18 protein-coding genes are annotated in these 20191 nt (G+C 59.8%); 10 read left to right on the forward strand and 8 right to left on the reverse strand.

What is annotated here, in order from left to right; translation table 11 throughout:
• Positions 1–14: 14 nt before the first annotated feature.
• A complete protein-coding gene (locus ACU680_RS07590; RefSeq protein WP_007969042.1) occupies positions 15–695 on the reverse strand; it encodes a 2OG-Fe(II) oxygenase in 681 nt (226 codons plus the stop codon).
• Positions 696–736: 41 nt separating this feature from the next.
• Complete coding sequence (locus ACU680_RS07595) at positions 737–1207, reverse strand: hypothetical protein (protein WP_367084720.1); 471 nt, start codon at positions 1205–1207, stop codon at positions 737–739.
• Positions 1208–1744: 537 nt separating this feature from the next.
• On the opposite strand from ACU680_RS07595, the gene ACU680_RS07600 reads away from it, so the two are divergent.
• Together ACU680_RS07600 and ACU680_RS07605 are read left to right on the forward strand one after the other, a co-directional pair.
• A complete protein-coding gene (locus ACU680_RS07600; RefSeq protein WP_448179118.1) occupies positions 1745–2731 on the forward strand; it encodes an AraC family transcriptional regulator in 987 nt (328 codons plus the stop codon).
• A 197-nt stretch (positions 2732–2928) separates the two neighbouring features.
• Positions 2929–4452, forward strand: coding sequence for an EAL domain-containing protein (locus tag ACU680_RS07605; protein WP_448179119.1), 1524 nt, complete (start codon positions 2929–2931; stop codon positions 4450–4452).
• A gap of 114 nt (positions 4453–4566) precedes the next feature.
• Here ACU680_RS07605 and ACU680_RS07610 read toward each other — a convergent pair whose 3' ends face one another.
• Positions 4567–6486, reverse strand: coding sequence for a tyrosine-protein phosphatase (locus ACU680_RS07610; protein ID WP_448179120.1), 1920 nt, complete (start codon positions 6484–6486; stop codon positions 4567–4569).
• A 376-nt stretch (positions 6487–6862) separates the two neighbouring features.
• On the opposite strand from ACU680_RS07610, the gene ACU680_RS07615 reads away from it, so the two are divergent.
• Together ACU680_RS07615 and ACU680_RS07620 are read left to right on the forward strand one after the other, a co-directional pair.
• Positions 6863–7339 (forward strand): hypothetical protein, encoded by a 477-nt coding sequence (locus ACU680_RS07615; RefSeq protein WP_367084722.1) that lies wholly within the window; start codon positions 6863–6865, stop codon positions 7337–7339.
• A 57-nt stretch (positions 7340–7396) separates the two neighbouring features.
• Positions 7397–7918 carry a P-loop nucleotide/nucleoside kinase family protein gene (locus ACU680_RS07620; protein WP_367084723.1) on the forward strand — a complete coding sequence of 174 codons (522 nt, stop codon included), beginning with the start codon at positions 7397–7399 and terminating at the stop codon, positions 7916–7918.
• 121 nt (positions 7919–8039) lie between these two features.
• Here ACU680_RS07620 and ACU680_RS07625 read toward each other — a convergent pair whose 3' ends face one another.
• Both ACU680_RS07625 and ACU680_RS07630 read right to left on the reverse strand, forming a co-directional pair.
• The gene (locus tag ACU680_RS07625; RefSeq protein ID WP_448179121.1) at positions 8040–8963 is read right to left on the reverse strand and encodes an NADP-dependent oxidoreductase; all 924 of its coding nucleotides are present in this window, start codon (positions 8961–8963) and stop codon (positions 8040–8042) included.
• 36 nt (positions 8964–8999) lie between these two features.
• Positions 9000–9437 carry a DoxX family protein gene (locus ACU680_RS07630; protein ID WP_123588109.1) on the reverse strand — a complete coding sequence of 146 codons (438 nt, stop codon included), beginning with the start codon at positions 9435–9437 and terminating at the stop codon, positions 9000–9002.
• Between the two features lie 178 nt (positions 9438–9615).
• On the opposite strand from ACU680_RS07630, the gene ACU680_RS07635 reads away from it, so the two are divergent.
• Positions 9616–10524, forward strand: a complete 909-nt coding sequence (locus tag ACU680_RS07635) for a LysR family transcriptional regulator (RefSeq protein WP_123588110.1) — start codon at positions 9616–9618, stop codon at positions 10522–10524.
• A 74-nt stretch (positions 10525–10598) separates the two neighbouring features.
• On the opposite strand, the gene ACU680_RS07640 is transcribed toward ACU680_RS07635, so the two are convergent.
• On the reverse strand, positions 10599–11096 hold the full coding sequence (locus ACU680_RS07640; RefSeq protein WP_448179122.1) for a P-loop nucleotide/nucleoside kinase family protein: 498 nt from the start codon (positions 11094–11096) through the stop codon (positions 10599–10601).
• 88 nt (positions 11097–11184) lie between these two features.
• Here ACU680_RS07640 and ACU680_RS07645 point away from each other — a divergent pair, with 88 nt between their 5' ends.
• Positions 11185–11466 (forward strand): hypothetical protein, encoded by a 282-nt coding sequence (locus ACU680_RS07645; protein WP_367084726.1) that lies wholly within the window; start codon positions 11185–11187, stop codon positions 11464–11466.
• Positions 11467–11804: 338 nt separating this feature from the next.
• Here the strand turns inward: ACU680_RS07645 and ACU680_RS07650 are convergent, their stop codons facing one another.
• A complete protein-coding gene (locus tag ACU680_RS07650; RefSeq protein WP_367084727.1) occupies positions 11805–14009 on the reverse strand; it encodes an OsmC domain/YcaO domain-containing protein in 2205 nt (734 codons plus the stop codon).
• 239 nt (positions 14010–14248) lie between these two features.
• Between ACU680_RS07650 and proP the strand changes: the two genes are divergently transcribed.
• Positions 14249–15751, forward strand: coding sequence for a glycine betaine/L-proline transporter ProP (gene proP / locus ACU680_RS07655; RefSeq protein WP_448179123.1), 1503 nt, complete (start codon positions 14249–14251; stop codon positions 15749–15751).
• Between the two features lie 48 nt (positions 15752–15799).
• On the opposite strand, the gene ACU680_RS07660 is transcribed toward proP, so the two are convergent.
• Positions 15800–16666: a LysR substrate-binding domain-containing protein gene (locus tag ACU680_RS07660; RefSeq protein WP_448179124.1), complete on the reverse strand. Its 867-nt coding sequence runs from the start codon at positions 16664–16666 to the stop codon at positions 15800–15802.
• Positions 16667–16765: 99 nt separating this feature from the next.
• Between ACU680_RS07660 and ACU680_RS07665 the strand changes: the two genes are divergently transcribed.
• The 3 genes from ACU680_RS07665 (at position 16766) to ACU680_RS07675 (ending at position 20042) form a co-directional block, all read left to right on the forward strand.
• Positions 16766–17707 (forward strand): DMT family transporter, encoded by a 942-nt coding sequence (locus ACU680_RS07665; protein ID WP_367084730.1) that lies wholly within the window; start codon positions 16766–16768, stop codon positions 17705–17707.
• A gap of 52 nt (positions 17708–17759) precedes the next feature.
• Entirely contained in the window at positions 17760–19022 is a 1263-nt protein-coding gene (locus ACU680_RS07670) for an MFS transporter (RefSeq protein WP_448179125.1), read from the forward strand.
• 90 nt (positions 19023–19112) lie between these two features.
• Positions 19113–20042, forward strand: coding sequence for an alpha/beta hydrolase (locus ACU680_RS07675; RefSeq protein ID WP_448179139.1), 930 nt, complete (start codon positions 19113–19115; stop codon positions 20040–20042).
• Positions 20043–20191: the final 149 nt, after the last annotated feature.

Raw genomic sequence — 20191 nt, forward strand, 5'->3', positions numbered from 1 at the left:
GAGGATCGCCCGAATCAGCCTTCGATGAGTTTGAACTGTCGTTCAACATGTGCGGCGCTTGCATAGGCCAACGTCAAATTCATTCTCATACCCTCAGGGCGAGAGTTATCGAAGTTCGGCGAATGGGTTTTATGATAGTGACTGGAATCAAACAGCACAGCCCGATTGCATCGATAGGGAATAACCACTTTTCTTCGCGTACGTGTATTAACATAGTCTTCGGACTCCTTTCCCGCCGCCAAATATATATTGGCACCCTGTCCAGGGTCGCGCCGCACGTCATATAACAAAAGCCCGCCCGTTACCGGATCAAGATTGTAATGTTCCGGCGTCAACCAATACGTCAGTGTGAGCTGGCCAAAGTCGGCGTGTACATTGCCGTCGGTATTGAGCGAATATAACAGCGCCCAATAATCTATAAGTTCGACATCTTCAAGCGCATCCTGTCTTATTTGCGCAGTTATTCCGTTAACCAAAGAGATAATCAGGTCGCTTTTAGGACGAGCGTTGTGCAGATGCTTTGATAACGGATTTTTCTGACGCCACATCTGATTTGCCAAAAGCTCTGCGTGCAGTGCCTTGCAGACTTCATCTTCGAGAAAATCATCAATGACTAAATAGCGAATATCATCTGACGGATTCAGGGCAAGTTTTTTTTTGAAAGGGAAAACCGTTCCATTGCTGCGGGCATCCATTCTGCTGAATGGCCCGGGCACAACGCGCCGGGCCCGATTGACTAGTGAGCGTACTGCTCGCTCTGTGCCGGCAGCGAGCAGATCTTGCGACTGGACGTACCCGCGTCGCAGACCTCTCCGCTCTGCAACATCGCCTGTTGAACAGGTGAAAGGTCTTCGAGGAATTCGTTGCCGGAAGGAATGACGAAGGAAATACCGTAACCACCGTAATCGTTTGGCTGCTGCACCCGGAATAACTGAAGTTGCTCATAGCTGAGCAGAAAGGACTTGTTTACAGAAAGTACCTGAACAATAACACTAGGAGTTTTACTACCGCTGGCGTTGAATGCTGGCGTCGTTTCGATGAACTCGTCATCAGGAACGACAAACGTCACAACTCCGTCATTTATGCTTTTCAGGCTGGCCGGTGTAAGTTCAAACTCTTTGAGTTCATCGCTGCTGATGACATAAGCATGCCCCGCCAGCGGATCCTGAATAAGTACGCTAGGGACTTCCTGATAATTGAATGACATTTTTCCGTTGTCTCCATTTCCTGGGTTTGAAAGCAATTGAAATATCACTTAGTTCATTCATGACTGTCAACGGCGCGACTTAAATCATTTTCAGCTGCCAGCCTGTATTTTCGTTATAACCAATAGCCTCGGGCGTCATTCGCACAAAGATCGGGAATTTCTGCGCACCCGACAAGTAACTAGTCAGTACAAGCTCAGCAGTGCAGCAGGATGAACAGTGCGATAGCGGGTGGTACAACTCAGGCGTGTTCCTGACTCGTTGAACTGTAAGGTGTGGTATTAGAACGGCAATGCCTCATTTACGCACGAAGCCGTTGCACCAACAGGAATCTCATCACAGCTAACAACGACGTTCGTTATCGGAACTTACGTCTGGTGGCATTTCACGCTCTGAAGCAATAATGTCCACTGATGCCGGAAAGCGGACTGGACTCCAGCGACTCAATTTCCCGTCACAAACCAGTCACCCCCAACCTGCTAACCTCCCCTGCGCCTCCTCCCCACTTACCCAAGAGCCCCAACAAAAGGTGCCCCAAGGTGTACTCCGTCGCCCCACCCCGCCCAAAAATCATCCTCCGCTCCGAAAACCTCCACTCCGATGACTTCGGCGCCCTCTTCTCCCGGCTCTTCGGCAATCGCTACGCTGACACCCCACCGATCCCTTCCAGCATCATCATCGGCGGCGTCTACGGCAGACACGACGGCGTCAGTTTCCGGCGCATGCATTATCACGGCGATTTCACCGTCACCTTCCCCGACCCGCAGGACGAGATAACGTTCGTGATTCCCACGGCGGGCAAGATTGTGTTCAACCACCGTACCGAGTCCGTCGGCGTGGCGCAGGTGGGGTTGGCGATTGATAAGGCGGATATCCGTTCGATGCGGTTTCTCGACAATCATGCGCAGCACGGGATTTCGGTGAATCGGGGGCAGTTGACCGAGCGGTTGGCGGCGTTGTTGGGGCGGCCGGTTGTGCAGAAGATTGTGTTTGAGCCGGTGGTGGATCTGCACACGGCGGCGTTTGGCGGGATCAAGGCGTTGATTGATCTGGCGACAGGGACGGAGTTTGATCTGTTGCTCAACAGCGGCACGCTGATGCCGTCGCGGTTGCGCGAGATGTTGATTGATGCGGTGCTGGAGGCGTGGCCGCACAATTTCACCGAGGCGTTGCGCCAGCCGGCGCCGAGGGTGGCGCCGCGGCATGTGAAGTTGGCGATGGAGTTTATTCAGGCGCATCCGGAGCAATTGGTGAGTGGCGTGGAGTTAGCGCGGTTGAGCAATGTCAGTCAGCGTGCATTGCAGGAGGGGTTTCGGCGGTTTGTCGGGATGTCGATTGTCGCGTATCAGCGTCAGGTGCGGCTGGAGCGGGCTTTCGAGGCGCTGGGACAGCGGCATTCGGCGTCGGTGACGGAGGTGGCGCTGCGCTTTGGCTTCAGTAATGTCGGGCGGTTTTGTCAGTATTTTCAGCAGGCGTATGGGGTGAGTCCGGCGGATTTGCGCTCGGGCGCGCGCCCGCGACGCTGACAGGCGTGGGCGGCAGGAGTATTGATCTGCGGCAAGATCGGCTGATGGCGCCGGCGCTAATCTGTAGTTGCTGATTAACAGCCGTGCAGCCGCACGTCACGGGCCGTGGGCCAAGGTGGCGTCAAATGAACAAAAAACGCATTGTCTGGGGGAGCATTCTCCTGGGCCTTCCGTGTGTCTTGCTTCCAGTACTTTTGATGGGTTACGTCGCCTGGGTGTTGAACCTGGCAGCGGCGCAGCAACGTCTCGAATCGCTGGCGTCCGTGGCGTCCAGCCGCGCCAACAATACGTTCCATGAAGCCGCCGGGGTGCTGAAGAGCGTCGCCGCGTCGAGCCTTGCGCCGTGTACGCCGGAGAGCATCGACGAGATGCGTCTGCTGACGATCAACACCTTTGCGGTGAAGTCGATCGGCTATGTCGAGGAAGAGGTTTATGCCTGCGGCTCTTGGGGGCCGGTGGGCCATCGGGTGACGCCGTGGAAAGAAGACTTCATTACGTCTGATGGCGTGCGTGTGTCGCTCGGGGTGCAGGCGCGGATTGTGCCGGCCAAGCCGATGATGGCGCTGCAGTACGCGGCGTTCAATGTGCTGGTCGACCCCGAGCAGTTTTTGCAGGTGCTGGTTGAGGACGACGTGCACTTGATGGTCGGCACCGCTGCCGGGCATCTGGTGGGCGTGTCGCGGCCAGGGGCGGAGCGCTTCATGAGTCGCGTGCACCTGGGCCCCGCTTCCGCGCTGGAGGACGGTTATCTGTATACGCTGGTGCACAGCGGTGACTGGGTGGCGATTGCGGCGGTGTCGCGTCATGAGTTGCTGCAAGGTCTGGTGCGCCGGGAGATGCTGTTGCTGCCGATCGGCGGGTTGCTTGCCGGGATGCTTGCGCTGGTGATTGTGCGGCGTACGCGCAAGCGTCTGTCGCCACTGGCGGAGCTGGAGCTGGCGGTGCGCAATCGTGAGTTCATCGTGCACTATCAGCCGATCATTGATTTGCGCAATGGCGCGTGTGTCGGGGCCGAAGCGCTGGTGCGCTGGCGGCATCCGGACGGCAGCCTGGTGCGGCCCGATCTGTTTATTCCACTGGCGGAAGAAAGTGGGCTGATTCTGCCGATCACCGATCAGGTGATCGATCACGTCATGCAGGATCTCGGGCCGCTGCTGGTGAAGGAGCGCAGCCTGCACGTGGCGATCAATTTGGCGGCGGCGGATGTCAGCAGCGGTCGTTTCCTGCCCCGGCTCAAGTCCGCGATGAGCAAGGCTGATGTGTGGCCGGGCCAGATCTGGCTGGAGGCCACGGAGCGCGGTTTTGTGCAGATCGAATCGGCTCGACACACGATGAATCAGGCCCGGGAGTCGGGGCATCTGGCAGCCATCGATGATTTCGGCACGGGGTTTTCCAGCCTGCAGCATTTGCAGCAGCTGCCGCTGGATGTGCTGAAGATCGACAAGTCGTTTGTCGACACCATCGGGCGCGATCCGCAGGCGAGTTCGGTGACGGCGCATATCATCGACATGGCCAAGAGTTTGCGCTTGAAGGTGGTGGCTGAAGGGATTGAGACGGAAGCGCAACTGGAGTATTTGCGCGGTCGTGGGGTGGATTTCGGGCAGGGTTGGTTGTTTGCCAAGCCGATGTCTGCGGGGGAGCTTTTGCGGTTTGTTGGGGGGCGTTGTGGGGGGATTGCTGAGCTGGATGGTCAGGTTGGCGAGCCGGTTGGGTGTGTTTGAATCGAGCTGTTTTGGGGCCGCTTCGCGGCCCGGCGGGAGCAAGCTCCCTCGCCACAGGTTTGGGAGCGTCCTTCAGTTTTGGGGTCATCCTTGACCTGATTGTCATCCGATCACTTAGAACGCGTAACTGGCCTTGAGACTGCCGCTGAAACCGTGGCTGTCACCGCCGCCGCTGGCGCCGACTTCCGCGCCGACGCTGACGGCGCCGAGGCTGGCCATCAGGTTGACGCCGCCGCTGAACTGGTCGCGGTTGTCGAAGGCGGCGCGCTGTTCGATGTCGAGGCCCAGCAGGTGGCCGTTGCTGTTGACGTCGTTGTTGCCCAACGTGCGTTCGTAGCCGACTTGCACACCCGGCACCAGTTGCCAGGCGCCCATTGCTACCGGGGCGAAGGCCACGTTGAGGTTGGCGACGGCGCTGCGGCGGGTGGCGGTGTTGTCGTCGACGTCGAGTGCCAGTTCGCTGCCCTTCTCTTGGAAGCCTTTGAGGTCGAGGTGGCTGACGCGCACGCCGAGACTCGGTTCGAAGATCATGCCGTTGACCGGTGCGCGGTAACCCAGCGCCATGGTGGCGCCGGTGAGGTTGCCGTGGGTATCGCCTTTGGCCGTGCCGAGGCCGCCGCCGAGGTCGCGTTTGCTGTCGTAATCGACGTAGCCGGCGCTGGCATTGGCGTCGATGAACAGGCCGCGTTCCAGGCTGGTGAAGCCGTAGCGTGCGCCGAGGTTGAAGAAGGTGAAATCTGTATCGGCCTCGCCGCCCGCGCCGCCGACGGTGCCTTTGCTGTAGCCGAAACCGCCGCGTGCGCTGAGTTGTTCGGAGAAGCGCTGGGTGATGCCGACCATCAGGCCTTGGCTGTGTTCGTTGCTGCTCTCGGCGTGAGACGAGCCGTCGGTGCCGAGGTAACCGGCGAGCGCGGTGGTCCACAAACGGTATTGCCCGACTTTCAGATCGGAGCCGCTGGCGTACGATGCGGCGGCTTGTTCGATCATTGCATTCTGGCGCAGCAGGTAACTGGCGGCATCGGCGTGAACCTGGCCGCCGACCTGGGACTCGACACCGCCGAGGGTGCCGGCATCGATCGCCGATTGCAGGTAGTAGTTGTAGGCGCTGTAGGTGCCGGACAGGCTGGTGTTCTGCAACTCGCGGAGCAATTCGGCACCGGCAGCAGCGTTGCCGATCAATCCGGCCTGACCCGGAAGGCTGTTGTACTCGACCAGTTTGCCGCGCAGCACGTAGATGGTTTCCTGCGACAGGCCGAGGCCTTGTTTGAGGTAGTTGTCCATGCTGCCGTATTCGGCGGTGACTTCATCGAGCCCGGCCTGCAAGTAGCTGGCCTGCACGCCGAGCAACGGCGCGTAGACCGAGGCCATGCCTGGCGGCATTGCTTTAAGAGTCGCGGCGACGCGGGCGGCGGTGTAGTCGTTGGTCGCCAGGTAGTTGGCCATGATGGTCGCGTTATCGACCCCGGCGATGCTCTGCAGCACGGCGGCGGTCCAGCCGGTACGGTCCTTGCCGGCGGTGCAGTGGAACAGTTGCGCACCGTCGGTGCTGGCCAGTTCGTTGAACAGCTTGCCGAACTGACCGCGCATCCCCGCATCGCTGACGAAGGCGCGGTTGGTCTGTTCCATCATGGCGATGGCGTCGGCGGCGCTTTTGAACGACACGGTGGTGATGTTCGCGCCCGAGGTGGTGCTGCCGATGATGTCGATGTTCTGGTAGGTCGCACCGCTCAGCATCGTGTCCGGCGTGCCAGCGATTTCGCTCGGGGTGCGCAGGTCGTAGACGGCTTTGATCCCGAGGCTGTTGAGGATCGCCAGATCCGCTGCCGACGGCGTGATCGCGTTGGAGCGGTAAAACACCCCGCCACGCATGGTGCCGTCGTGGGCGGTGGAATACGCGGTGGTGAGGCCGGCGACATCACGGAAATTGTCGATGCTTTGCAGGCGCGGCGTGTCGAGCGCGACAGGCTCGGCGGCGTGGGCAGCGGCGATGGACAGGCTCAGAACGGACAGCGAACACACAAGACGTTGAAACACAGTGCAGCCTCATTGGAATTAGCTTTGGGCTGGCTACTATCTGCAAGCAACTGATACCAAATATGACAGAACGACTGCGCAAGGAAATGGCTGCGCGATCGGGCCGTGGACTGCGTTTTTTGTCCGTCAGGGATCAGTTTGTTTCGCAAATTCCGGGAGCAACAGATAACCCTGTGGGAGCTGGCTTGCCAGCGATGGCGGTGGATCAGTGGGAAGGATGGAGACTGACACGGCCCCATCGCTGGCAAGCCAGCTCCCACAGTTGTTTGTGTTGGCCACAGGAATGATGTCTGCCGGTGATGAATGTGGAGTTTTCGGTTGAAGGCGATTCCGTCCATAATCCCTCCCCCAAATGGACTGAAACAGGAAATCGGAAATGGACACCGCTCAATGGCTCGGTTTGTTCGAGCGCGCCTTTCAAGGCATGGAGAAGAATCTTGAGCAAGTGCTGCAACTCAACAGTTGCCGCGAGCATTGGATTCAAGCCCAGATCAGTCTGCAAGCCTGGTTCGAAGATGAGACCGAGATCTGGACGGATCTGCCGATAGGCGACCGACGCAAGGCAGACCTGTACTCATTGGACGACAACGGTGCTCCGAGGATGGTCGCCGAAATCAAATGCCTGGGCGATGTCTCGCAGGCCAAGTGCCTGGAGGGCGATTGGTCGGTGCGGGCCGATGTTGATCGGTTGCGCTCTTTCGAGTGCCCTACCCGCCTGTTCGTCCTGGTCATCGCCAAAGGCGAGCGCGAAACCAATACCGGGCGCCGTCTTCGCGAAGATGAGTGGGTGGATGGCCGGACATGCGTCCCTGTGGATCTGCAATTTGCCCTGGTTCGGATGTGGGCGTTGTAAGTCAGCTCTTCATCCACTTCTGAACGCGACATGGGCCACTGCGAACAAGGACTGCCAATGCTAATTGTCTTCAGCGGCCTGCCGGGAACCGGCAAGACCACGATCGCCAGATCACTCGCGATCCGGCTGGATGCGACCTGTCTGCGGATCGACACGATCGAACAAGCCATCCGCAACACCGGGGTTCTGGCTGATGATGTGGGTACCAGTGGTTACCGGGTCGCCAACGAGCTGGCCGTGAACAACCTGCGTCCTGGCCACAGTGTCGTGGTTGATTGCGTGAACCCCGTCGAGGAAAGCCGGCAAGCGTGGGCCGACATCGCGGCTCGCTCGGGTGTGCCGTTGCTCAACATCGAAGTGATTTGCTCGGATCGACGTGAGCATCGTCGTCGGGTCGAGCAGCGAAAATCAGACATCATGGGGCTGACGCCACCGAGTTGGTTTTCTGTTGTGAATCACGAATATGAGGCCTGGACGCAGCCGATTCTGTGTCTCGACACCGCGAATGTCAGCGTGGATCAGGCGGTGGAGATCGTCGTGCGCCAACTGACTGATCAACACCCGAGCGTTTTGCCCTAATGCGGGCAAAGTGCCGATTTTGCTGATGGCGTGCTGAGGTCGGGTCGACCATTTGACCCGACTTCAGTATTTGCCCGATGAAGAGCAAGCAGGTCTCTAAGGTGCAATCGTGAGCGGCGAACTACTTCGTGGGATCGAGGACCAGCCGGCCGTGACCACGGCGGCTCAGGCTTATCTCGAGCGCACGTTGCGCCTCGCTCAGCGGGAACACTTCGACGTCGACCGTGAGGTGGCCGCGATCGAACAGTTCGGCGATCAACGACAACTGCGCACCGTCGGAGCGGGTGGCGAAGTTGATCGGGGTTACGCCATAGTCATTGGCCAGCGTGATGCTCGGCGCGCTGACCGGCGAGATCAGTAAGCCTCCGCGTTTCAACACGCGGAACGAACGGTTCTGGGTGTCGCCGCCGACCAGATCGAGCACTACGTCGACTTCAGATACCAGCTCATCGAACGCCTGCGTGGTGTAGTCGATAACGTAGTCAGCACCAAGCTGCTTGAGGTACGCGTGGTTGCTGGCCGAGGCGGTGGCAATGACCTCGGCGCCCAGGTACTTGGCAATCTGCACCGCCATGCTGCCCACGCCACCGGCGGCGGCGTGGATCAGCACTTTCTGCCGCCGCTGCACGCCAGCGTGCTCGGTCAACGCTTGCCACGCGGTGAGCGCGGTGGCCGGAACGGCACCAGCCTGCAAGGCGCTGAGGGATTGCGGTTTCAGCGCCAGTTTGCTCACCGGGGCCACGGCTTTGCTCGCATAGCCACCGACGATGTTGATGAAGCCGAACACTTCATCACCGAGCTTGAGTTGGGTCACACCGGGGCCAGTGGCGATTACTTTGCCGGACACTTCAACGCCCGGGGTGAATGGCAGTGGCAGCGGAATGAACGCTTTCATCGCGCCGGACAGCACCTTCCAGTCGATCGGGTTGACCCCTGCCCCGGCGACCTCGATCAACACTTCACCTTCGCCGGCCACAGGGTCGGCGATGTCTTCCAGTTGCAACACTTCGGGGTTGCCGTATTCGTACACACGGATGGCTTTCATGAGAGACCTCGATCGATTGGAGTGGGTAGCGCGTGATCAGTGACGACGAGCGTCAAGGCTGAAACGACCGGCGCCGAACGCGACCACTTGCAACAGGCCACCGGCCATGGCGATGTTCTTGAAAAAGTGGATGAACTGATTCTGATCGCCCAAGGCGTTGTGGAACGCCAGCGCAGTGACCACGCTGAACACGGCCAGCACGGCGGCGACGGTTCGGGTGCGGTAGCCGGCGATCAGTGCCAGGCCGCCACCGATTTCTACGATGATTGCCAGCGCCAGCGCCACTTGCGGCAGCGGCAGACCGACCGAGCCGATGTAGCCGATCATCATCGCCGGCGCCGCCAGTTTGGAAAAACCGGAGAGGATGAAGATCGCGCTGAGCAGAATGCGGCCGATCAACGAGGCCGAGGCCTGGGTGACGTCATTGCGGGTTTGTTCAGTAGCGGTTGGAGCAATGTTTGCGGTAGTGGTCATGACCGTATTTCCTTCAAAGGTGCGGCGATCCGAGATGAATCGTCCAAGTGAGGAAATGGTGCGCCTGGCCATCTAATCTGAATAGCCGACTAATTTCGATCATTACGTTCTAGAAAATAGACAAGCTGACGCAGCTCAGCGACGATGCCAGTTCGCTGATGATGACGAGGTAACAGCCATGATTTCTGACCCGGGCACGCCGACGCTGGATCAACTGCGGGTGTTTCTGACGGTGGTGGAATTGGGCAGTTTCGCCGCCGCCGCGAGGAAGCTGCACCGCGCAACGTCGGTGATCAGCTATTCGATGGCCAATCTGGAATTGCAGCTGGGGGTAACGCTGTTCGATCGCCAGACCACGCGCAAACCACAACTCACCGAGGCCGGCCGCACGGTGCTGGCCGAGGCGCGCACCATCGCCAACGGCGTGCATGGCTTGCGCGCCAAGGTCAAAGGCCTGTTGCAGGGGCTGGAAGCCGAGGTGCATGTGGTGCTGGACGTGATGCTGCCGCCGCAGCGGGTGGTGGATGCGTTGAAGTCGTTTCGCGAGGCGTTTCCCACCGTCGCTCTGCATTTGCACATGGAGGCGCTGGGGGCGGTGACTGAGCGGGTGATCAATCGTGGCGCGATCATTGGCGTCAGTGGGCCAATGAACGAAGGCATCGATGCGATCGAGCGTATCGGTGCCGGCAACGTCGAGTTGATTCCGGTGGCGGCACCGCATCATCCGTTGGCTTCGGGTGAAGCGAACACACCGGGGGCCGGGCGTGAACTGACGCAACTGGTGTTGTCCGATCGCTCGCAACTGACCAAGGATCGCGACTTCGCCGTTCTCAGCAACCGCACCTGGCGCCTGGCGGATCTGGGTGCCAAACACATGCTGCTGCGCGAAGGGATTGGCTGGGGGAACATGCCGTTGCCGATGGTCGAGGAAGATTTGCAGTCTGGCCGACTGGTACAGCTGAACCTGCCGGAGTACCAAAGCGGCATCTACCCGTTCGACGTCATCTACCGCACCGACCTGCCACCGGGACCGGCGGCGCGGTGGTTGATCGAGCGGTTTGTGCAGCAGAGTGTGCGGGGTGCCTGACATGGCCCCATCGCGAGCAGGCTCACTCCTACAGGGTCATGCAGCAGGTTGGCAGACTGAGATCATTGTGGGAACTAGCCCTGTTGCCGATTGCGGTGCATGACAATCTCCAGCCCCTCGCCCACGTCCGGCTCCTGAAAGTGGCGCGTGATCAAATCAAACTCCGCATCCGACGCCGCGAACTCATGCTCCGCCAGCGCGTTGCGTGCATGCAGCCGGACGCGGCAGGTGTCGTCATCCACTTCGAGATAGTGCAGGCAGTGCGGCACTCGCGCGCTATCTGCCAGCCCTCGCAGCCACTGCCGATCCGCCACGGTATTGGCCGGAAAATCCAGCACCACACTCACCCCGGCCGCGAGCACATCGATCACCAACGGCCCCAACACCCCGCGAATCTGCCGCGCACATCGAAGGTAATCCGCCACGGATCTGATCTGCTCCGGATACAGCTGCGACAGCCACTGATCCTCACTGAGCACCAGCGCGCGGTGCTCCTCAGCCAGTGATTGGGCCAGTGTCGATTTGCCCGAGGCGATCTTGCCGCACATCAGGTGTAGTGTGGGTGCACGCATTGGGGACGCTTCCTTATGTCGATTGCTGGATAATGCCCAACGCCTGTCAGCGAGGCAATCGAGGCGCATGACCCAACGAGGAACCCAGATGACCACAATCACCGCACGCCAATGCTCGTCCTGGGTGCTACTGACCCTGCTCGCCACCGCCATGGCGCTGACGGCCGGCTGTTCAAGCAAGCGCTACGCCACCAACGGCTCGAACTGCTACGCCAAAGCCGTGCCCAGTTCCGGCGAAGGTGGCTTGGCTTGGGGGGACACCTTGAGCATGGCGCGCAAGAAGTCGATGAATAACTGCATGCGTTATGCGAGCCGCTCCGGAGGCACGCCGAACACCTGTCAGGTGGTGCAGGCGCAGTGCAAGCGCTGAGAGCGCCGAAAGTGATGTTGGCTGACACGGCCCAATCGCTGGCAAGCCAGCTCCCACAGGGTTGTTGGGTGGACCCAGGATTGGCGGCGGCCAGAGATCCAGTGTGGGAGCCAGCCTGCTGGCGAATGCGATCTGTCAGCCAGGACGATGGCGACTGACACGCGCTCTTCGCGAGCCGGCTTGCTTCCACATGAGGTTGTGTCACCAGAATACTTATTTGTGGCCAGGGGATTCATCCCCGATGGACTGCGTAGCAGGCCCGCTTCTCTATTGGTTGAAGAAGCCGGGCTCGCTTTGCACGCCATCGGGGATGAATCCCCTCACTACAGGCTTACCAATCAGCGATTCAAACCCGCCGCATTGGCGCGCGCCGCGTGCAGCTTCTTGTAGCTGTCGATCAGACGCAGGTGACGATCCAGCCCTTCGAGTTTCATGCTGGTCGGTGTCAGACCGTAGAAACGCACACTGCCGTTGACCGAGCCGATCGCCGCGTCCATGCGCTCGTCACCGAACATGCGGCGGAAGTTGGCCTCGTAATCGGCCAGCTCCAGATCCTCATCCAGCTCCATTTCCAGGCACACGTTTACCGCCTGATAGAACAAGCCGCGCTCGACGGTGTTGTCGTTGTATTGCAGGAAGGCTTCGACCAGATCCTTGGCCTGTTCGAATTTCTGCAGGGCGAGGTAGATCAGCAGGCGCAGTTCCAGAATGGTCAGTTTGCCCCACGGCGTGTTGTCGTCGAACTCGATGCCGATCAGCGTGGTGATGTCGGTGTAATCATCCAGCTCGCTGTTTTCCAGGCCTTGAGCGAGGTTGCGCAGGCCGACCTTGCTCAGGCTGTGCAGGTTGAGGATGTCGGCGCGGAATTGCAGGGCCTTGTTGGTGTTGTCCCAGATCAGGTCGTCCACCGGATAGATTTCCGAGTAGTCCGGCACCAGAATCCGGCAGGCGTTGGCGCCGAGGTCGTCGTAGACCGCCATGTAGGCTTCTTTGCCCATGTCTTCGAGGATGCCGAACAGCGTTGCGGCTTCTTCGGTGTTGGAGTTTTCGCCCTGCCCGGAGAAGTCCCATTCGACGAATTCAAAATCAGACTTGGCACTGAAGAAGCGCCACGACACCACACCGCTGGAGTCGATGAAGTGCTCGACGAAGTTGTTCGGTTCGGTCACTGCCTGGCCCGAGAAAGTCGGCTGCGGCAGATCGTTCAAGCCTTCGAAACTGCGGCCTTGCAGCAGTTCGGTGAGGCTGCGTTCCAGCGCCACTTCCAGGCTCGGGTGCGCGCCGAACGAGGCGAACACGCCGCCAGTGCGGGGGTTCATCAGGGTCACGCACATCACCGGGAATTCGCCGCCCAGCGACGCGTCCTTGACCAGCACCGGGAAGCCCTGCTCTTCCAGGCCTTTGATCCCGGCAAGAATGCTCGGGTACTTCTCCAGCACCTCCTGCGGCACGTCGGGCAAGGCCATTTCGCCTTCGAGGATTTCGCGTTTGACCGCGCGCTCGAAGATTTCCGACAGGCACTGCACCTGGGCTTCGGCCAAGGTGTTGCCGGCGCTCATGCCGTTGCTCAGGAACAGGTTTTCGATCAGGTTCGACGGGAAGTACACCACCTCGCCATCCGACTGGCGCACAAACGGCAGCGAGCAGATGCCACGCTGGGTGTTGCCGGAGTTGGTGTCGAACAGGTGCGAACCTTTGAGCTCGCCGTCGCGGTTGTAAATGTCGAGGCAGTATTGGTCGAGAATCTCTGCGGGCAGCTCGTCCTTCGGACCCGGTTTGAACCAGCGCTCGTTCGGGTAATGCACGAACTCGGCGGTGGCGATGTCCTCGCCCCAGAACTGGTCGTTGTAGAAGAAGTTGCAGTTCAAGCGCTCGATGAACTCGCCGAGTGCCGAGGCCAGCGCGCCCTCTTTGGTCGCGCCTTTGCCGTTGGTGAAGCACATGGGCGAGTGCGCATCGCGGATGTGCAACGACCAGACGTTAGGCACGATGTTGCGCCACGAAGCGATTTCGATCTTCATCCCCAAATCAGCGAGGATCCCCGACATGTTGGCGATGGTCTGCTCCAGCGGCAGATCCTTACCCGCGATGTAGGTTCCCGCTTCAGAGGTCGAATGCGGCATCAGCAGCGCTTGCGCATCGGCGTCGAGGTTCTCGACCTCCTCGATCACGAACTCGGGGCCGGTCTGCACGACCTTCTTCACCGTGCAGCGATCGATCGAGCGCAGGATGCCCAGACGATCCTTCTCGGAAATGTCCGCCGGCAGTTCGACCTGGATCTTGAAGATCTGGTTGTAGCGGTTTTCCGGGTCGACGATGTTGTTCTGCGACAGGCGAATATTCTCGGTCGGGATGTTGCGGGTTTCGCAGTACAGCTTCACGAAGTAAGCCGCGCACAAGGCCGACGACGCCAGGAAGTAGTCGAACGGCCCCGGTGCCGAGCCATCGCCCTTGTAGCGAATGGGCTGATCGGCGATCACCGTGAAGTCGTCGAACTTGGCTTCAAGTCGAAGGTTGTCGAGAAAGTTGACCTTGATTTCCATGCGGGTTTACCAGAGAGCAAAAACGAATTGGCGGCCATTATCCGGGTTTTCAGCCTGACGTCTTGTGCTTTTGCGTAATCGCCGCCGGGTGGGAGCCGCTGCTTGCGCGGTGCATCAGCACGGGTAAACGACAAAAATGCCCTGAGCAGTGAATTTTTTCGTGTCTTCTTGTATCTGACGGAAAGAAGCCATGCCAGCAAAACAATGGCATCGAATCCGTTCAGCTATGAGTGACCCGCATGAAATCAAGGAAAAACAAGGTCAATCCCATCGGATTGAAAGACATCACGATTGTCGACGACGCCAAGATGCGCAAGGCGATCACCGCCGCCGCACTGGGCAACGCCATGGAATGGTTCGACTTCGGGGTGTACGGCTTCGTCGCCTATGCACTGGGCAAGATCTTCTTCCCCGGCGCCGACCCTGGCGTGCAGATGATTGCAGCGCTGGCGACCTTCTCGGTGCCGTTCCTGATCCGTCCGTTGGGCGGGCTGTTCTTCGGTGCGCTGGGCGACAAGTACGGGCGGCAGAAAGTGCTGGCCGCGACCATCGTGATCATGTCGCTGAGTACCTTCGCCATCGGCCTGATACCGTCCTACGAGTCGATCGGCATCTGGGCGCCGATCCTGTTGTTGCTGGCGAAAATGGCCCAGGGTTTCTCGGTCGGCGGTGAGTACACCGGCGCCTCGATCTTCGTCGCCGAATACGCGCCCGATCGCAAGCGAGGATTCCTCGGCAGTTGGCTGGATTTCGGCTCGATTGCCGGCTTCGTCCTCGGCGCCGGTGTGGTGGTGCTGATCTCGGCGATCATCGGCGAAGAGAAATTCCTCGAATGGGGCTGGCGCCTGCCGTTCTTCCTCGCCCTGCCGCTGGGCATGATCGGCCTTTATCTGCGGCATGCGCTGGAAGAAACCCCGGCGTTTCAACAGCATGTCGAGAAGCTCGAAGAAGGCGATCGTGAAGGTCTGGCCGGCGGCCCGAAAGTCTCGTTCAAGGAAGTCGCGACCAAACACTGGCGCAGCCTGATGACCTGTATCGGTGTGGTGGCGGTGACCAACGTCACCTATTACATGCTGTTGACCTACATGCCGAGCTATCTGTCGCACAACCTGCACTACAGCGAAAACCGTGGCGTGCTGATCATCATCGCGATCATGGTCGGCATGCTGTTCGTGCAGCCGGCTATTGGATTTATCAGCGACAAGATCGGCCGCAAGCCTTTCATTGTGATCGGCAGCATCGGCTTGTTCCTGCTGGCGATTCCGGCGTTCATGCTGATCAACAGCGGCAAGATCGGTCTGATCTTTTCAGGTTTGCTGATCCTCGCGGTATTGCTCAACTTCTTCATCGGCGTCATGGCTTCGACCCTGCCGGCGATGTTTCCCACGCATATCCGCTACAGCGCACTGGCCGCCGCGTTCAACGTCTCGGTGCTGATTGCCGGCCTGACCCCGACTGCCGTGGCCTGGCTGGTAGAAAGCACCGATAACCTGTACATGCCGGCCTACTACTTGATGGTGATTGCCGTGGTCGGCCTGATCACCGGCGTGACCATGAAAGAGACCGCCAACAAACCGCTGCGCGGTGCCGCGCCGGCGGCGTCGGACCTTGAGGAAGCGAAGGAACTGCTCAAGGAGCACCACGACAACATCGAGCAGAAAATCGAAGACATCGACGCCGAAATTGCCGAGCTGGAAGCCAAGCGCAAGGAGTTAGTGCAGCAGCATCCGCGGATCAACTGATGCGATGACTGACGGCGGCCCTGCCCAGGGCTGCCGTCGATCAACACCTCACAACACGAAGCCGTCACCGATCAAACGCACCAAAACCTCCCCCGCCTCACTCAATTCACCCGGTGCCCGCATCAGGCGCAACTCGTGCAGCGGCAACTCGGGTAATCCCTCTTCACTGCTCAGCACCCGCATGCCGGGTCGCACTTGCGCGCGATCAACAATGCCCACCGCCAGTCCGGCCTCGATGGCTGTTTCCAGCGCGCTGGCACCGGCGCTGACAATCACTGCGCGCCACCGCCGACTCTGCTCGCTCAATGCATCCACGGCAACGCTACGATAAGGACAACCCTTGCCGTGCAACGCCAGCGGTACCGGCCGGGTGAGATCCTGCGTGTAGTTGTGCGCGGCGACCCACACTGGCTGGGTCAGGCCCAGCATCCTTACGCAACGCGTCGATGACGGCGCATCGGCGACGACCACCAGCAACGCCAGATCCAGTTGCCCGCGCTCCAGACGCGCACTCAGACGGCCGCTGGCACCGGTTTCGACTTCCAGCTCGATGTGCGGAAAATCTGCCGACAGGTGCGGCAACGTACAGCCCAGTACCGCGCCGGCATACTCCTCGGAAATCCCTAGGCGAACCCGCCCACTGGCCAGCGGCGTGCTGAAACTCGCCAGCAATTGATCGTGATGGCGCAACAGTTCGGCGCTCTGCAGGGCGAAGCGTCGACCCAGCGGCGTGAGATTGACAGTCTGGTTATCGCGCTCCAGTAATCGCCCGCCCGCCAGCGCTTCCAGACGCCGCACATGCAGGCTGACTGCCGACGGGCTCTTGTTGAGGAAACTCGCGGCGGCGAGAAATTGCCCGAAGCGCACGATCGCCTGAAAGGTGCGCAACAGTTCGATATCAAGGGCTTCGGCCATGCTTGAGAATTCCTGCATCAGTGGTGCGAATCGTATCGTTTGAATGCATCATCGGTTGATTCATATCATCGAACTCAGCCCTCTGTCAGGTGCCATTCGATGAACGTCATGCCGATTCGATTTTCACTGCTGAATTTTTGCTTGCTGATGGCGATGGTGGTCAGCTGGAGTTCCGGATTCATCGGTTATCGCTACATCGCCGATCAGGGCAGCGTGTACCTGGCCTCGTTGTGGCGATTTATGCTGGCGGCGTTGTTGTTGTTGCCCTTCGCCTGGGCTGGCTTGCGTGGTTTGCGCGGCAAGGATGTGCGGCATCAGGCACTGCTGGGACTGTTTGCTATTGGTGGCTACATCGGACCGATTGCTGCCTCGATTCAACTTGGCGTCACGCCGGGCACCGCGTCACTGTTTGCCAATCTGTTGCCGCTGACCATTGTATTGTTGGCGGGCAGCGTCCCGGGCCAGCGCACGCGCGGCTGGCAATGGCTGGGTTTGGCGTTGTGTGTGATCGGCATGCTGCTGGCCAGCGCCGCGAGTGTCGAATGGGCCAATGCGACGCTGTGGGTCTACAGCTTGCCATTGCTGGCGGTGCTGTCGCTGGCGGCTGCCACCTTGTTTGAAAAAGCCCGCGCCGGCGTGGCAATGCCGGTCACTACAGCGCTGTTCATTCAGGTGTGTGCCGTGGTGCCGCTGTTTGCGTTGCTGGCCGGTGTCGAGGGTGAATTGTGCCCGCCCATCAGTACGGATTTCGCCAGTGGCGTGCTGTGGCTGGTGATTTTCTCGACCTTCGGCGGCTATGGGTTTTACTGGCTTTGCCTGCAGCGTTTCAGCATGCAACGCATCAGTTGCGCACTGTTTCTGACGCCACCCGTGACGCTGCTGTGGGCGTGGCTGCAGTTCGACGATCCGCTGAGTGTCAGCGCCCTGTTCGGTATTGGCTTGACCTTTTTCGGGTTGCCATTGCTCGGGAGAACGTCGAGCGATTCGAGCCTCGCGCCTGCACCCTGCACGAAACTAAATCCGCGGGCGACTAGTCACTGACTTAGCGGAGGTTGAGGCATTTCGCCAAACCTCGTTTATTGAAGATGCCAGCGTGGTCACTCATAACGATCGTCGCAACAACCTCTCGCTGGACAGCCTGAATTTCTTCCTCGCCGATGTGCGCGACGGACTCGGGCCGTATCTGGCGATTTATCTGTTGGCGGTTCACCACTGGGAGCCGGCCAGCATCGGGTTGGTGATGACCCTGGCCGGCATCGCCGCCCTTGTCACCCAGACACCCGCCGGCGCCCTGGTCGACAACACCCGCAGTAAACGCGCGGTGATCGCGATTGCCGCGTTACTGGTGACCGGCAGTTGCGTGGTATTGCCCTTCGTCACGTCCTTCAGTCTGGTGGCGATCACCCAAGCCCTGAGCGCCGCAGCAGCGTCGGTGTTCGCTCCGGCCATTTCGGCGATTACCCTGGGCATCACCGGGCCGCGCGCGTTCACCCGACGCACTGGACGCAACGAAACCTTCAACCATGCCGGCAACGCCTGCGCGGCGCTGCTGGCCGGTGGTTTCGCCTACCTGTTCGGGCCGGTGGCGGTGTTCTATCTGATGGCGGTCATGGCGCTGTGCAGTGTAATCGCCGTGAGCTTCGTCGATGGCAACGCGATCAACCATGATCTGGCCCGGGGACTGGACCCCAGCGACGCCACACACAGTAAGGCACCTTCGGGATTGGCGGTGCTGCTGACCAACAAGGCGCTGCTGATGTTCGCCATCTGCTGTGCCCTCTTCCACTTGGCCAACGCGGCGATGCTGCCATTGGTGAGCCAGAAACTGGCGCAGGTCAACTTGCAGATGGCGACGCCGTTGACCTCGGCCTGCATTGTCGCCGCGCAACTGGTCATGGTGCCGGTCGCCTTGCTGGTCGGGGCCAAAGCCGATGTGTGGGGACGCAAGCCGCTGCTGCTCGCAGGCTTCCTGATTCTGCCGTTGCGTGGCGTGCTCTACACCTTGTCTGCTGATCCTTACTGGCTGGTTGCGGTGCAAATGCTCGACGGCCTCGGTGCGGGGATTTTCGGTGCACTGTTCCCGGTGGTAGTGAAAGACCTGACGCTGGGCACCGGCCACTTCAACATCAGCCTCGGCGCTCTTTCGACGGTGTTCGGCCTGGGCGCGGCATTGAGCAGTAGTGTCGCGGGCATTGTGTTGCAGGAGGCCGGTTACAACGCGGCTTTTCTGACCCTGGCGGTGATTGCCGGGGTGGCGTTTGTGCTGTTGTGGTTGGCGGTGCCGGAAACATTGCAGCGTGTGGGGAATGATGCACATGTTCCTGACCGCGCGGCGCCTTTCACCTCTCCGCCGTAACGGCATGTATCTTTAAGGGGGGATTGCTGATGAGGGAGAAAGGATTTGGCTGATAACACGCTTGAATTCAGCGAAAGTGATCTGGCGCAGATGCAGCGCTTCAACCGCAAACTCGCCTGGCTGCCGCGGTTTCGCATCCGCAATCGGCTGACTCCGCGTTTGATCCAGGCATTGCTGCGCTTCTGTCAGATTGTCGGCACGGACAAACCGCTCAAATATGACCTGCTTGCGCAAAACACTGTGGTCTATTCGCAAGGTGCTTCAGTGCCCGTCCGAATCATCCGACCGCAAGGGAAGGCTCAAGGTGTGGTGCTGGATTACCACGGTGGCGGCTGGGTGATCGGCAATGCGCAGATGAACGACGACCTCAATATCGCCATGGTCAAGGCATGCAACGTGGCAGTGGTATCGGTTGACTATCGATTGGCAGTCAATACGCCTATTGAGGATGTCATGCAGGATTGTCTGTGCGCCGCGCGCTGGCTGCTAAGCGACGATTGCACGGAGTTCGTCGGTCTGCCGGTGATCGTTGTCGGCGAATCGGCGGGCGCGCACCTGGCCGTCGCCACGCTGTTGGCGCTCAAGCAATCAGCCGATTTACTGCAGCGGGTCAGCGGCGCCCTGCTTTATTACGGCGTCTACGATCTCGCGGGCACCCCAAGCGTGCACGCAGCACCCGCTGAAACGCTGGTGCTCGACGGGCCGGGCATGGTCGAGGCGCTACGTTTGTTGACTCCAGGATTGAGCGATGATGAACGCCGGCAGGCGCCATTGTCTCCGCTGTACGGCGACTTGAGCGGATTGCCACCGGCGTTGATGTTCACCGGTGAACTGGATCCGCTGCGAGATGACACGCTGGAATTGGCTGAGCGCTGGCAACGATCAGCACCTGTTGAAGTACATCTACTGCCCTCGTCCGCCCATGGCTTTATCCATTTTCCAACCACCATGGCCAGCCGTGTTCTGGCCTACAGCCGGGCGTGGCTTTCGCGTCAGATCGGGGCAAAAACAAGCAGTTAGGGCCTGTATTGGCAGGCAAAACACTTTCCTGCGGGCAAAACAAAACCCCAACTGCTTTCGCAATTGGGGTTTCGGAATTTAATCTTGACGATGACCTACTCTCACATGGGGAAACCCCACACTACCATCGGCGATGCATCGTTTCACTT

The organism is Pseudomonas sp. LF020, assembly GCF_053456425.1.